This is a genomic window from Streptomyces sp. CGMCC 4.7035 (assembly GCF_031583065.1).
Taxonomy (GTDB): Bacteria; Actinomycetota; Actinomycetes; order Streptomycetales; family Streptomycetaceae; genus Streptomyces; species Streptomyces yaanensis.
In genome coordinates this window covers 673,635-687,301 of record NZ_CP134053.1, presented here as the reverse complement: position 1 = coordinate 687,301, position 13,667 = coordinate 673,635, and the positions used below count along the sequence as shown (strand labels likewise).

General features: G+C 71.3%; 12 protein-coding genes. 6 read left to right on the top strand and 6 right to left on the bottom strand.

Annotated elements, in window-relative coordinates; genetic code table 11:
• Positions 1–242 precede the first annotated feature (242 nt).
• Both Q2K21_RS03010 and Q2K21_RS03005 read left to right on the top strand, forming a co-directional pair.
• Positions 243–2,180: a 2-oxoacid:acceptor oxidoreductase subunit alpha gene (locus Q2K21_RS03010; RefSeq protein WP_310763863.1), complete on the top strand. Its 1,938-nt coding sequence runs from the start codon at positions 243–245 to the stop codon at positions 2,178–2,180.
• Entirely contained in the window at positions 2,173–3,252 is a 1,080-nt protein-coding gene (locus tag Q2K21_RS03005; RefSeq protein ID WP_310763862.1) for a 2-oxoacid:ferredoxin oxidoreductase subunit beta, read from the top strand. Before Q2K21_RS03010 ends, Q2K21_RS03005 begins: the two co-directional genes overlap by 8 nt.
• A 14-nt stretch (positions 3,253–3,266) precedes the next feature.
• Here Q2K21_RS03005 and Q2K21_RS03000 read toward each other — a convergent pair whose 3' ends face one another.
• On the bottom strand, positions 3,267–3,692 hold the full coding sequence (locus Q2K21_RS03000) for a winged helix-turn-helix transcriptional regulator (protein ID WP_310763861.1): 426 nt from the start codon (positions 3,690–3,692) through the stop codon (positions 3,267–3,269).
• A 91-nt stretch (positions 3,693–3,783) separates the two neighbouring features.
• On the opposite strand from Q2K21_RS03000, the gene Q2K21_RS02995 reads away from it, so the two are divergent.
• Positions 3,784–4,638 carry an SDR family oxidoreductase gene (locus Q2K21_RS02995; RefSeq protein ID WP_310763860.1) on the top strand — a complete coding sequence of 285 codons (855 nt, stop codon included), beginning with the start codon at positions 3,784–3,786 and terminating at the stop codon, positions 4,636–4,638.
• Between the two features lie 175 nt (positions 4,639–4,813).
• Complete coding sequence (gene rarD / locus Q2K21_RS02990) at positions 4,814–5,821, top strand: EamA family transporter RarD (RefSeq protein WP_310763859.1); 1,008 nt, start codon at positions 4,814–4,816, stop codon at positions 5,819–5,821.
• Between the two features lie 33 nt (positions 5,822–5,854).
• Here the strand turns inward: rarD and Q2K21_RS02985 are convergent, their stop codons facing one another.
• Positions 5,855–7,615, bottom strand: coding sequence for a hypothetical protein (locus tag Q2K21_RS02985; protein ID WP_310763858.1), 1,761 nt, complete (start codon positions 7,613–7,615; stop codon positions 5,855–5,857).
• A gap of 481 nt (positions 7,616–8,096) precedes the next feature.
• On the opposite strand from Q2K21_RS02985, the gene Q2K21_RS02980 reads away from it, so the two are divergent.
• A complete protein-coding gene (locus Q2K21_RS02980) occupies positions 8,097–8,642 on the top strand; it encodes a DUF6668 family protein (RefSeq protein ID WP_310763857.1) in 546 nt (181 codons plus the stop codon).
• Positions 8,643–8,644: 2 nt separating this feature from the next.
• Complete coding sequence (locus tag Q2K21_RS02975) at positions 8,645–9,196, top strand: NUDIX hydrolase (RefSeq protein ID WP_310763855.1); 552 nt, start codon at positions 8,645–8,647, stop codon at positions 9,194–9,196.
• Here Q2K21_RS02975 and Q2K21_RS02970 read toward each other — a convergent pair.
• The 4 genes from Q2K21_RS02970 to Q2K21_RS02955 all read right to left on the bottom strand — a co-directional run bounded on the left by Q2K21_RS02970 (position 9,186) and on the right by Q2K21_RS02955 (position 13,642).
• Positions 9,186–10,082, bottom strand: a complete 897-nt coding sequence (locus Q2K21_RS02970; protein WP_310763854.1) for an ABC transporter permease — start codon at positions 10,080–10,082, stop codon at positions 9,186–9,188. The two genes, Q2K21_RS02975 and Q2K21_RS02970, sit on opposite strands and share 11 nt — an antisense overlap.
• Positions 10,069–11,082: an ABC transporter ATP-binding protein gene (locus tag Q2K21_RS02965; RefSeq protein WP_310763852.1), complete on the bottom strand. Its 1,014-nt coding sequence runs from the start codon at positions 11,080–11,082 to the stop codon at positions 10,069–10,071. Before Q2K21_RS02965 ends, Q2K21_RS02970 begins: the two co-directional genes overlap by 14 nt.
• A gap of 32 nt (positions 11,083–11,114) precedes the next feature.
• Positions 11,115–12,407 carry a LolA family protein gene (locus Q2K21_RS02960; RefSeq protein ID WP_310763850.1) on the bottom strand — a complete coding sequence of 431 codons (1,293 nt, stop codon included), beginning with the start codon at positions 12,405–12,407 and terminating at the stop codon, positions 11,115–11,117.
• A gap of 242 nt (positions 12,408–12,649) precedes the next feature.
• Positions 12,650–13,642: a CHRD domain-containing protein gene (locus Q2K21_RS02955; protein WP_310763849.1), complete on the bottom strand. Its 993-nt coding sequence runs from the start codon at positions 13,640–13,642 to the stop codon at positions 12,650–12,652.
• Between the last annotated feature and the right edge of the window lie 25 nt (positions 13,643–13,667).

Sequence of the window (13,667 nt, the reverse complement as noted above, 5' to 3'; positions counted from 1 at the left end):
CGGCTCCAGGGCCGCCCCAGCAGGTCCCCAGCACCAGAACCAAAGGATGAGCAGGGAGCGTCTTCACCAGCAAGGTCGGGGGGCGAGTAAATCATGACAAGTCGGGGCGTTGAACCGTCTCAAAATGGTGTCCATCATGCGAACGGCCGAGGGAAGGCGACCCTAACCGACGTAGGGTTGATCCTGGGAAGGCCGGCGGGACGGCCGCTCCCAGACAGCCGCCTCTAGGGAGGTCCAGTTCAGTGACCAGCCAGGTCAGCAGGACAGCGGAGCAGGCCGACGGAACCGTCGTGGGAGAGCAGCGCAAACCGGCCGGCACGAAGGACGTACGCAAGCTCGACCGGGTGATCATCCGGTTCGCGGGAGACTCCGGTGACGGCATGCAGCTCACCGGTGACCGCTTCACCTCGGAGACGGCGTCCTTCGGCAACGATCTCTCCACCCTGCCGAACTTCCCCGCCGAGATCCGCGCCCCCGCAGGCACCCTTCCCGGTGTCTCGTCGTTCCAGCTGCACTTCGCCGACCACGACATCCTCACCCCCGGCGACGCGCCGAACGTCCTGGTGGCCATGAACCCGGCCGCCCTGAAGGCCAACGTCGGCGATCTGCCGCGCGGCGCGGAGATCATCGTCAACACGGACGAGTTCACCAAGCGGGCGATGCAGAAGGTCGGCTACGCGGCCTCGCCGCTGGAGGACGGCTCGCTGGACGGGTACAACGTCCACCCGGTGCCGCTGACGACGCTCACCGTCGAGGCGCTCAAGGAGTTCGAGCTGACCCGTAAGGAGGCCGAGCGCAGCAAGAACATGTTCGCGCTGGGCCTGCTGTCGTGGATGTACCACCGGCCGACCGAGGGCACCGAGAAGTTCCTGAAGTCGAAGTTCGCGAAGAAGCCGGACATCATGAAGGCGAACATCGCCGCCTTCCGGGCCGGCTGGAACTTCGGCGAGACCACCGAGGACTTCGCGGTCTCCTACGAGGTCGCTCCGGCCGCCAAGGCCTTCCCGGTGGGCACCTACCGGAACATCTCCGGCAACCTGGCCCTGTCGTACGGCCTGGTCGCCGCCTCCCGCCAGGCTGATCTGCCGCTGTTCCTGGGCTCGTACCCGATCACCCCGGCTTCGGACATCCTGCACGAGCTGTCCAAGCACAAGAACTTCGGCGTGCGGACCTTCCAGGCCGAGGACGAGATCGCCGGCATCGGCGCCGCGCTGGGCGCATCTTTCGGCGGCTCGCTCGCCGTCACCACGACCTCGGGGCCGGGTGTCGCACTCAAGAGCGAGACGATCGGGCTCGCGGTCTCCCTGGAGCTGCCGCTGCTGATCATCGACATCCAGCGTGGCGGGCCGTCCACCGGCCTGCCGACCAAGACCGAACAGGCCGACCTGCTCCAGGCGATGTACGGCCGCAACGGCGAGGCCCCGGTCCCGGTGATCGCCCCGCGCACCCCGGCCGACTGCTTCGAGGCGGCCCTGGAGGCGGCGCGGATCGCGCTCACCTACCGCACGCCCGTCTTCCTCCTGTCCGACGGCTATCTGGCCAACGGCTCCGAGCCCTGGCGGATCCCGGACGTGGACGAGCTGCCGGACCTGCGGGTGCGGTTCGCACAGGGCCCGAACCACACGCTGGACGACGGCACCGAGGTCTTCTGGCCCTACAAGCGCGACCCACAGACCCTCGCCCGGCCATGGGCGATTCCGGGCACACCGGGCCTGGAGCACCGCATCGGCGGCATCGAGAAGCAGGACGGCACGGGCAACATCTCCTACGACCCGGCCAACCACGACCTCATGGTCCGTACGCGGCAGGCGAAGGTCGACGGCATCGAGGTCCCGGACGTCGAGGTCGACGACCCGCACGGCGCGCACGGCGCGCGGACCCTGGTGCTGGGCTGGGGCTCGACGTACGGGCCGATCACCGCGGCGGTACGGCGGCTGCGCACGGCCGGGGAGTCCATCGCGCAGGCGCATCTGCGGCATCTGAACCCGTTCCCGCGGAATCTCGGCACCGTTCTGAAGCGTTACGACAAAGTGGTGGTCCCGGAGATGAACCTCGGGCAGCTCGCCACGCTCATCCGGGCGAAATACCTGGTCGACGCCCGTTCGTACAACCAGGTCAACGGCATGCCGTTCAAGGCCGAACAGCTCGCCGCGGCTCTCAAGGAGGCCATCGATGGCTGAGACGTCCACGGAAGGCACGGGCACGATCGAGGCGCTTTCCCTCGTCCCCAAGGCCGTGGCCAGGCAGTCCATGAAGGACTTCAAGTCCGATCAGGAAGTGCGCTGGTGCCCCGGCTGCGGTGACTACGCGATCCTCGCCGCCGTCCAGGGCTTCATGCCGGAACTGGGCCTGGCCAGGGAGAACATCGTCTTCGTCTCGGGCATCGGCTGCTCGTCCCGCTTCCCGTACTACATGAACACGTACGGCATGCACTCCATCCACGGCCGCGCGCCCGCGATCGCGACGGGGCTCGCCTCCTCGCGCCGCGATCTGTCCGTGTGGGTGGTCACCGGTGACGGCGACGCGCTGTCCATCGGCGGCAACCACCTCATCCACGCCCTGCGCCGCAACGTCAACCTGAAGATCCTGCTGTTCAACAACCGGATCTACGGTCTGACCAAGGGCCAGTACTCGCCCACCTCCGAGGTCGGCAAGATCACCAAGTCGACGCCGATGGGCTCGCTGGACGCGCCCTTCAACCCGGTGTCGCTGGCGATCGGCGCCGAGGCGTCCTTCGTGGCCCGCACGGTCGACTCCGACCGCAAGCACCTGACCGAGGTACTGCGCCAGGCCTCCGCCCACCCCGGCACGGCCCTGGTGGAGATCTACCAGAACTGCAACATCTTCAACGACGGCGCCTTCGACGCCCTCAAGGACAAGCAGACCGCGGAGGAGGCCGTGATCCGCCTGGAGCACGGGCAGCCGATCCGCTTCGGACCCGAGGGCGCGCGCGGTGTCGTACGGGATACGCGGACCGGTGATCTGAAGGTCGTCACGGTCACCCCGGAGAACGAGGCGGACATCGTCGTCCACGACGCCCACGCCGACTCCCCCACCACGGCGTTCGCGCTCTCCCGGCTGGCCGACCCGGACACCCTCTTCAACACGCCGATCGGCGTCTTCCGCTCCGTCGAGCGGCCCGTCTACGACACCCAGATGGCCGACCAGCTCGACGCGGCCATCGAGCAGAACGGCAAGGGCGACCTGGCGGCGCTGCTCGCCGGCGGCGACACCTGGACGGTCGTCGGCTGAGCGGTTCCCGCGCTCTACGAGGCCCGGGCCTTCAGTGCCCGGGCCTCGTCGTACGACTGGCGGGCCCGCTCGACCTCGGCCATGCGCTCGTGCGTCCAGGACGCCAGCGCACGCACCTGTTCCGCCGCCTCGCGGCCCAGGTCGGTGAGGGAGTAGTCGACCCTCGGCGGAATCACCGGCTTGGCGTCGCGGTGGACCAGGCCGTCGCGCTCCAGGGTCTGCAGGGTCTGGGTGAGCATCTTCTCGCTGACGCGGGCCACCTGCCCGATCGCCCGGCGCAGCTCGCTGAAGCGATGGGGGCGGTCGAGGAGCTCGATCAGGACGAGGACGCCCCAACGGCTGGTCACATGCTCCAGGACGAGGCGGTAGGGGCACATCGCCTCGGCGGCGCCCGCTCCGGTGACGTCGGCTCCGCCGACGGCTGAGGTACTTACTGCCATACCAGTACCTTACTTCAAAGTGGGTACTTTCGAAGAGTTAGTACATCTCCTAGGGTAAGTGCCAGACGCACCCCACAAGGAGAACCAAGTCATGAGCATCGTCGTCACCGGAGCCACCGGCCACCTCGGCCGCCACGTCGTGGAGCAGCTGCTGGAGAAGGTTCCGGCGGACCGGATCACCGCGGTCGTCCGCACCCCGGAGAAGGCCGCCGACTTCGCGGACCGCGGTGTGCGGATCGCGGTCGCCGACTACAACGCTCCCGAGACCTTCGACGGCCTCTTCTCCGCCGGCGACAAGGTGCTGCTGATCTCCGGCAACGAGTTCGACAAGGGCCGGGTCCAGCAGCACAAGGTCGTCATCGACGCCGCCAAGGCTGCCGGTGTCGCCCTCCTCGCCTACACCAGCGCCCCCGGCAGCCTGAAGGCCGCGCTCGTCGACGACCACCGCGCCACCGAGGAGGCCCTGGTCTCCTCCGGCCTGCCCTACGCCCTGCTGCGCAACGGCTGGTACCACGAGAACTACACCGAGAACCTCGCCCCGGTGCTGGAGCACGGCGCGGTCGTCCAGGCCGCCGGCGAGGGCCGGGTCTCCTCCGCCTCCCGCGCCGACTACGCGGCCGCCGCCGTCGCCGTGCTGACCGGCGAGGGCCACGAGAACAAGACGTACGAGCTGGGTGGCGACGAGGCATGGGGCTTCGCCGAGTACGCCGCCGAGATCAGCAAGCAGAGCGGCAAGGAGATCGTCTACAACTCCGTCCCGCTGGAGGCCTACATCGGCATCCTGACCGGCGCCGGTCTGCCCGAGCCGCTCGCCGCCGTCTTCGGGGGCGTGGACGCCTCCATCGAGAAGGGCGAGCTGGTCGTCGCCGGCGGCGACCTGTCCCGACTGGCCGGCCGCCCGACCACCCCGATCTCCGAGGCGATCGCCGCCGCCCTCAAGGGCTGAACCCTAGGGCTGGTACCCCCGGGCTGGTCCTTCTGCTCCCTGAGCGCCTCTGCTTCTTGAGCACCCCGACCCCCGCCTGTCATGACCGTATGGCGATACGGGCATGACAGGCGGGGGCGCTCGCGTTACCTTCGTGAGTGCCGCACGGCGGCAGTCACGCGAGAAGGAGGGGCCCGTGGGCGAGAAGTCGAGGGGTGAGCGGCGGACAGGTCTGCTGAACGGCTTCGCGGCGTACGGGATGTGGGGGCTCGTCCCCCTCTTCTGGCCGCTGCTGAAGCCCGCCGGGGCGATGGAGATCCTCGCCCACCGGATGGTCTGGTCCCTGGTCCTGGTGGCGCTGGCCCTGTTGGTGCTGCGGCGCTGGGCGTGGGCAGGAGAGCTGCTGCGGCAGCCGCGCCGACTGGGACTGATCACGATCGCCGCGGCGGTCATCACCGTGAACTGGGGCGTCTACATCTGGGCCGTGAACTCCGGCCACGTGGTGGAGGCCTCACTCGGCTACTTCATCAACCCGCTCGTCACCATAGCGATGGGCGTGCTGATCCTGAAGGAGCGGCTGCGGCCCGTCCAGTGGGCGGCGGTCGCGGTCGGCTTCGCCGCCGTTGTCGTCCTGACCATCGGCTACGGCCGTCCGCCATGGATCTCGCTCTGCCTCGCCTTCTCCTTCGCCACGTACGGCCTGGTGAAGAAGAAGGTCAACCTGGGCGGCATCGAGTCGCTGGCCGCGGAGACCGCCGTGCAGTTCCTGCCGGCGCTGGCGTACCTGCTGTGGCTTTCGGCGCACGGCGACTCGACGTTCACCTCTCACGGCACGGGGCACGCGGCGCTGCTCGCGGCCACCGGTGTCGTCACCGCGCTCCCCCTCGTCTGCTTCGGCGCCGCCGCGATCCGCGTGCCGCTGTCCACGCTGGGGCTGTTGCAGTACCTGGCGCCGGTCTTCCAGTTCCTGCTGGGCATCTTCTACTTCCACGAGGCCATGCCGCCCGAGCGCTGGGCGGGCTTCGCGCTGGTCTGGCTCGCACTGTCGCTGCTGACCGGCGACGCGCTGCGCACGGCCCGCCGGGCGGCGCGCAGCCTCGGCGAGCGGTCCGTGGTGCCGAGTGCCGCTGTCACGGCCTCGTCGGCGCCCGGCGGCGCGACCGATGGCACGGTCGCAGGCGGGATCAGCGGAAGTACGAGGTGAGGGCCGCCCCGGGTAGGGAGCGGCCCTCCCCGGTCACCGGCCGTGCGGGGGCTCGCCGCCTGCGGCCGTGCGGGCACGTTCGGCGAGGCGGCCCATGCGCGTACGGGCGCGCTCCAGTTGGTCGAGGTCGTCCGCGGCGGGGCCCTCGCCGGCGGCGAGTTCGCTCCACACGCCGATGAGGTCGTGGCCGAGGTCCAGGCCCTGGACCGGATCGCGGACGGCACGCCAGGCGGCCGCCGCGCTCTGCACGTCGCCGTAGGCGCCGCGGGGATCGCGCAGGCGGTGGCGGAGCCGGGCCAGTTCGAGGGAGAGCTGGAACGAGCGCAGCGCGTCACCGGCCAAGTAGGCGATATAGGCCGTGAGCTCGTGCAGGCGCAGTACGTCGGGATGGTCGGCGCCGAGGGTCACGGCGGCCTCGGTGACGGCCTGCTCGGCCATCGCGGCGGCCTCCTCGATTTGGCCCTGCCTCACGGCCGCGTTGATCCGGGCCAGGGGTTCGGCGGTCGGACCGCCCGTGCCGTCCGGGGGCACGGACCCCGACTCCGGTGCGAGGACGGCCTCGGCGACTTCGAACTCCCGCACCGGCGGCTCCTTGGTCTCCTCCTCGACCTCGGAGACCGGAACTGCCCGCAGGAGCGCGGTGGGCCTCATGTCAGGAGCGGAGCGGGGATCCGGGCCGGGGTCGGCGTCCGTGGTCGGGGGGAGGGGGACCTCGGGGGCCTGCGCGAGGGAGGGGGCGGGCGCGGGCCAGGTGGGGGGCTGCTGCGTGGTGGGAAAGGCGACAGGGGGGACCACCGGCGGCGGGCCGAAGACCCCCGTCGGCGGGGAGACCGTGCCGGGGGCCCGGGTCTCGGGCGGCGGAAGCGGGAGGGCACCGTCATCGGCGGCACCCGGCAGCACCTGGGCAGGACCGGTCGTCGCGCTGATCAACGGACCCTGCTCGGCCACGGCCCGCAGAACGAACGTGTCGACGACGCCACCGGGGCGAGCGGGGCCACCGTCCTGGACGGACTCCCCTGACTCGGGGATGGGGCCGACCGAGTGGGGAACGGGGTCGGCCGAGAAGGCCGGGACAACCGGAGGGGCGGGCTCGGGCGGCTGAGGCAGCGAGGGCGGGGCGACTTGCGACGCGGCTGGGGCGACCTGCGGCGCAGCCGAAGCGGCTTGCGACGCGAACGTAGGCGGCTGAAGCGGGGCGACTTGCGACGCAGCCGGAGTGGCTTGTGGCGCGGACGCGGGCGCCGGGCGCTCCACCGGCGCGGGCGTAAGCGTCGGGCGCTCCTCCGACACGGACGCGGGGGTCCCCCGTGCCGGTGCGGGCCGCGGTGCCGTCGGATCCGATGCGGGCCGCGGTGCCGTCGGATCCGGTGCGGGCCGCAGTGCCGTCGGATCCGGGGCCGGCCGGGGCGCCGTCGGATCCGGTGTCGGATGGCTGTCGGTCTCCGCAGGCGCCCCCATGCGCACCGGCTCCCCGGTGAGCTCGCTGGAGCCGTCCGCGTGCACCTGGATCGGTACGACGAAGCCGATCCGTTCGTCGTGGACCGTCGCGAGGACGGGGTGCCCCGTGGCCAGCGTGAGGCGGTGGAGGTGGTTCAGGACGGTCTGCTGGACCGACTCCCCGGGCCCGGCGGCCACCGGCATCCCGCCGACGGTCGCCCCCAGGCCCGGCACCCCGTCCCGCGCGGCCGCCGGCACATGTACCTCGATCGGCGTCACCCCGGAGCCCGCACCTCCCTCGGGCGCGGCCCCCACCGCAGGGCGCCCCCGATTCTGTTCGCGGCTGAGTCGAGACATGGTTCGTTCCCTCACTCGGGTCGGTCGGTCGAGAAAAGGGCGGCGGTGGCGGAGGAGGGAGACGTCGCCATGTCCTCCACGGACGGCGCACAAGCGCCCAGCGTACGCGGGCCGCACACCACCGGCGTGGCCACGACGGCGGTACGACCGCTGCCCGTCCCCCGGGACCCGTCCACCGTCCCGGCGGCGGGCGTGCCCACAGTGTCCGGCCGTCCGGCAACAGGCCGGCGGCCGACGCCCGTTGGGCCCACCACAGGACTCTCCAAGGCGTTCCCGCCCCCGCTCGACATCGGCTCCCCTCGGTCTCCGGCTCCGGACATTCGTACGGAGACGTACGTACGCGGTCGAGTCTCCCGCCACCGTCTCCGGCCGGCGTCACCGCAGCGTCACAGGCTCGTCCCAGGACCTCGTCCCCCGCTACCCAAGTCCCGCACCTCACCGGAAGATCGTTTGGGCGAACGACCGACCGAGGAGAGTAGCGATGCAGGGGATCGCGCAACAGGGGCCCGGCGGGCCCGAGATCTGGGTTCGGGGGCCGGTGGGTGACACCCCGCCGCGTCCGGTGGCGCCCCAGCGCGCCGCGAGTCCGCGGCGGTTCGCCTGGGTGGCCACGCACGGCGGCGCCGGTGCCTCGACGCTCGCCGCCGTCTTCGGCGGGTTCGACGCGGGCCGCGGCTGGCCCCGCCCGGACCAGGACGAACCCGCGTCCGTGCTCCTGGTCGCACGAACCCATGCGACCGGTCTGCACACCGCCCTGCGGTCCCTCGAACTCTTCCAGCGGGGCGAGGCGCCGCCCGGGCTCGACCTCGACGCCATCGTGCTGGTCGCGGACGCGCCGGGCCGGCTGCCGCGCCCGCTCGCCCAGCACGTCAAGGTCATCGAGTCGCTGCTCGACGTCTATCGCGTGCCGTGGGTGCCGGACTGGCGCATCGGTGACCTGAGCGGCCGGCCACCGCGCGAGTGCGCGTCACTCGCCCGTCTGACCGGCTCGGTCACCTCGTCCGGCAGTCGGTGGGGGGTGCGGTGAGTATGCGCTGGACCGTCCACGGGGAGCGTGCGCTGTACGAGACGCCCTGGGTGCGACTGCGTTCGCTCGACGTCGAACAGCCCGACGGAAGGCGCTGCGACTATCACGTCGTCAGGTTGCGGGACCTCGCCGTCACCGCGGCTGTCGACCGCGAACAGCGCGTGCTGATGATGTGGCGCCACCGCTTCGTCACCGACACCTGGGCCTGGGAGCTGCCCATGGGCCTCGTCGAGGACGGTGAGGAGCCCGCCGCGGCGGCCGGGCGGGAGCTCGAGGAGGAGACGGGCTGGCGCCCGGGCTCGCTGCGACCGCTCGTGAACGCCGAACCCGCGGCCGGTATCACCGATTCCCGGCACTTCGTGTTCCGTACGGACGACGCCACACGCGTCGGTGAACCGACCGAGCGCAACGAGTCGGACCGGCTGGAGTGGATTCCGCTGTCGGAGGTGCGCGCGATGATCGAGCGCGGCGAGATCGTCAGCAGCGCCACCCTGGTGGGGGTGATGGCACTGCTGCTCGACCTCGCTCCCGGCGTCGTACGCCCTACGCCGTGATGTCCTTCGTGGTGAAGCGCGCCCAGGCCGCCGAGCCGAACACCGCCGCGTACAGGGCCTGGAGGCCGAGGTTGCGGACCAGGTCGTCCCAGTAGACCGGGTCGCGCATGAGGTCCGCGAAGGACAGCCAGTAGTGCGAGAAGAAGTACGGCTGGAGCGCGTGCAACTGGGGTATCTGGTCGAGGATCTGGACCGTGATCAGCAGGCCGACCGTGGTCGCCATCGCCGCGATGCCGCTGTTGGTGAGGGTGGAGATGAACAGCCCCAGGGCCGCCACGCCGATCAGCGACGCGGCGACGACCAGCGCGATCAGCAGGGCCCGGCCCAGCCCTTCGGCGAAGCTGATGCGCGTGCCCGAGATCGTCGTCAGATCGCCCAGCGGGAACAGCAGCGCGCCCACCGCGAGCGCCGAGACCGCGACGACCAGGGTCGCGACGAGGCAGAAGGCCATCGTGGTCGCGTACTTGGTGAGCAGCAGGCGGGTACGGCCGGCGGGGGCGACCAGGAGATAGCGCAGCGTGCCGGAGTTCGCCTCGCCCGCGATCGCGTCGCCCGCGATGACGCCGATCGCCATCGGCAGGAAGAACGGGAGCGTCGCGGCCAGTGCCGTGAACACCAGGAACAGTCCGTTGTTGGTGATCTGCGCGATGAACGCCGGGCCGCCCCCGCCCCCGCGCCCGCCGGCACCGGACCCGTCGCTCGTCTCGATCCTGACGGCGATCCCCACCAGGATCGGCACTGCGGCCAGCACGCCCAGCAGCGCGATCGTGCGCCAGCGCCGGAAGGTGGTCACCAGCTCACTGCGCAGCAGGCCGAAGGCCCACAACGGGTTCGGCCCGCGCGGCGCTTCCGCCCGGCTCGTCCCGACCGCCTCAACCCGCGACATCGAAGCCCTCTCCCGTCAGCGCGACGAACGCGTCCTCCAGGGAGGCGCGTTCGATGCCGAAGCCGCGGACGCGGACCCCGGCGGTGACCAACGCGGCGTTCACGTCGGCCGGTTCGCGGTCCGGGGGTTCGCCCGTCACCCGGTCCTCCTCCACCACGACGTCGGCCACGCCCTGTTCCTTCAGGACGCGGGCCGCGTCGCTCACGTCGGGGGTCGTGACGACGAGGCGTCCGCGCGCCCCGGCGGCCAGGTCCGTCACCGCGCCCTGTGTGATCAGCCGGCCCTGCGCCATCACCGCGGCGTGCGTGCAGACCTGCTCGATCTCGTCGAGCAGGTGGGAGGAGAGGAAGACGGTCGTGCCGTCGGACGCCAGTTCCCGTACGAGGGAGCGGATTTCGCGCATGCCCTGCGGGTCGAGGCCGTTGGTCGGCTCGTCCAGGACCAGCAGCCTACGGGGCTGGAGCAGCGCGGCCGCGAGCCCGAGTCGCTGCTTCATGCCCAGGGAGTAGGCCTTCGCCTTCTTGCCCGCGGCCGCCGCGAGGCCGACCCGGTCCAGGGCGGCCTCGACGCGCGTGCGCCGGGTGCGTGGGTCGGCGGTGGGGTCGGCGGCGTCGTACCGCAAGAGGTTGTCGCGGCCGGAGAGGAAGCCGTACAGCGCCGGGCCCTCGATGAGGGCGCCGACGTGCGGGAGCACGGCACGGGCGGCGCGGGGCATGGGCTTCCCCAGAACGCGCGCCGTGCCCGAGGTGGGCTCGATCAGGCCCATCAGCATGCGGATGGTGGTGGTCTTGCCGGAGCCGTTCGGCCCGAGGAAGCCGAAGACGCTGCCCGCCGGGACGGTCAGATCCAGCCCGTCCACGGCGAGCTGCCCGCCGCGGTAGCGCTTGGTGAGGGCACGGGTGGCGATGGCCGGGGCGTCCGGGTCGTCGCTCCCGGCCGTCCCCGCCCTCGCCCTCGCCGCCGCCTCCGGCTCCGCTTCCGCGGCGGACAGTTCCTCCATGGGCTCTCCTGCTCGTGCAGTGCGTACGGGGGCTACTTCCCCGCGTTCGCCGCCTTCACCAGCGCGTCCTTGGTGACCGCGCCGGCGTACACCTTGCCGTCGTCCGTCATCAGGGCGTTGACCAGGCGCGTCGAGAAGACCGTGCCCGAGCCGAACTTGCCGGTGACGTGATCGCCGAGCGAGTCGAGGAAACCGGAGACCGGGCTGCCGTCGGACGCCGAACCCGAGGGCACCCCGCCCTTGCTGCCGCTGTCGAGCACGACGATCGTGTTCCAGCCCTCGCCGATGGTCTTCGGCTCGGTGCCCTGCGCCGTCCCCTCCGCACCCTTGGGCAGGACCTTCAGACCGGCCTTGTACTCACCCTTCAGGCCGGCCTTCTGCCCGTCCTTCAGGCCGGCCTTCTGCCCGTCCTCCAGGTCGGCCTTCAGGTCGTCGCCCTCGGTGACCTTCGTGCCCTTGGGCGGTGTGAAGTCGAACGTCGAAGCCGCCGGCTTGGCGAACGACACCTCGGTGAAGCCCGCGTCCACGACGGCCGCGCCGCCCGACGCCGGGGTCAGCGTGAACTTCAGCGGCAACCCGGTCTTCGCGTCCACCGCGATGCTGATCGCGCCGACCGTGGTGCCCGACTGCTTCGGCCTGATGACCAGCTTGTACGCGTCCCGGCCCGCGACCTGGGCCGTACCGTCGACGGTCACCGAGGTCGTCTTGTCCGCGGCCTTCAGGGCCTCCTCGGCCAGGTCCTTCGGCGTGACGGGCAGGTCCTCGGGGGTCGCCTTCCCGCTCTTGTGCTCACCCGCGCCGGCCACGTGGTACGCCTCGTTCGACGCGCTGTCGTACGCCCACACGTCGTCGCCGTCGCGGATGACGCTGTACTCGGCGGCCTTCTCGATGAGCGACACCTTCTGCTTGTCCTCGCCGTCGGCGGCGATCCGCAGGGTGTGGGTACCGGAGGCCAGTTCGAGCAGTTTGGAGCTCGGGTCGGCCGCCGAGTCGCCCTTGCCCCCCGCGCCCTGGGAGAGCGCGCCCGAGGCGAGGCTGCTCTCCAGCCCGCCCAGGTCGGGCAGGCCCAGGTCCGTGCTGATCTTCACCGTGCCGGACACCTGCTGGACGTCCGATTTGGCGATCTTCTCGATGAGCTGCTGCGCGCTGATCTTCGGCAGGTCCGGGTCGCCTGATCCGGCGAACGCCGGGACGAGCCCGATGGTGGCCGCCGCCACTCCCACCACCGCGACCGGTACGACGTACCGCGCGGCCGCGCGCCGCCCGTCGCGTACGTCCTTGGCCTCACCGGCGGGTGTGCTGTCGTCGGATTCGTACGGTGCCATGTGTGCCTTACCTCCGTCGTCGGCGGCGGCCTACTGTCCGTGCACTCGTCCACCCCTGCGCCGCCATTCTCACCCGAACTCCTGTGAGGTGGTGGTCTCAATCAGACCAAATCGGCCCGCGCGAAACGTCAGCCCTCGGACTCAACTCCGTGTACTGCTGGGGTATGACATGAAGGGGCGGCGCCACCCCTCGACCCGTAGGGGTCGTGCGGGGCAGGCGCCGCCCGGGACGAGGTCCTCGCTCAGCCCTGAACGAAGACGTAGTCCGCCTGGTAGGGAACGCCCACGATCGCGCCGGGCGTGCAGGAACCGGCCGGTGCGACGCCGCCGACCGTGTTCAGGCGCAGGATCTCGGCGGTGCGCGCGAGCAGGCCGTGGTCCTTGCCGGAAGGGGTTGCCCTCAGGTCGAGTTCCGCGATGTTCCCGTCGCCGTTCGGGGTCCTGGTCAGGACCGTGCCGGTGACGGCGCTGCCGTCGGGGGCGGCCCACTGCGGCGTGCCGGAGTTGGGCGCCACGAAGGAGTGCCGGATGTTGTGGCGCAGCTCGGCGGAGACGTCCCGCTGCGCGAAGGCGTACCCGCCGCCCGCGGCCGCCTTGCACTCGTAGATCTGATTGCCCTTCACCACGGAGGCCTGGAAGTTGTGCAGGGCGTGACGGAAGTCGAAGGCGGTGGTGACGTTGTGGAGCTGGCCGCGGACGGCTCCGCCGGGGAACTCGGCGGTGTGCAGGTTGGCGTAGAAGGAGCCGGGGTCGGTCTTGAGCCGCGAGAGCAGGGTGGCGTCCGTGACCTTGACGCTCCCGACGACGCTGTGCCCCTTGACGCCCTTCTTCAGCAGTTTGCTGAAGTCGATCTCAAGGTCGCCGTTGACGCCCTTGGCGCCCTGGTGGATGTGGAGCCGGGTGGGCCTGCCGGTGTGGTGCCAGCTGACGGCGACGGAGACGGTGTCGCCCTCGACCTTGACGAACTCCAGGGCGCTGCCGTTCTTGTCGCCGACGGCGGGGCCGCCGGCCGCGGGCACCTCGTTGGCGCCACGGAGACTGGTGGCCAGGATGGTGCCGCCGCTTTCCGCGAGGGTGCCGCTCCTGGTGACGGCGGTCTGCCCGTGGCCCGCGCTCCCGGAGCCGGCGGCGACGGCCGGCGTCACGGTGGCGGCGACCCCGGCCGCGGCGGCCACGGCGACGCCGATGACGATCAGGCTCTTGCGGCGCTGCGTGGACGTGGCGTCAATGCGCATGATCGGAGATCTCCCCCGTGTCCGA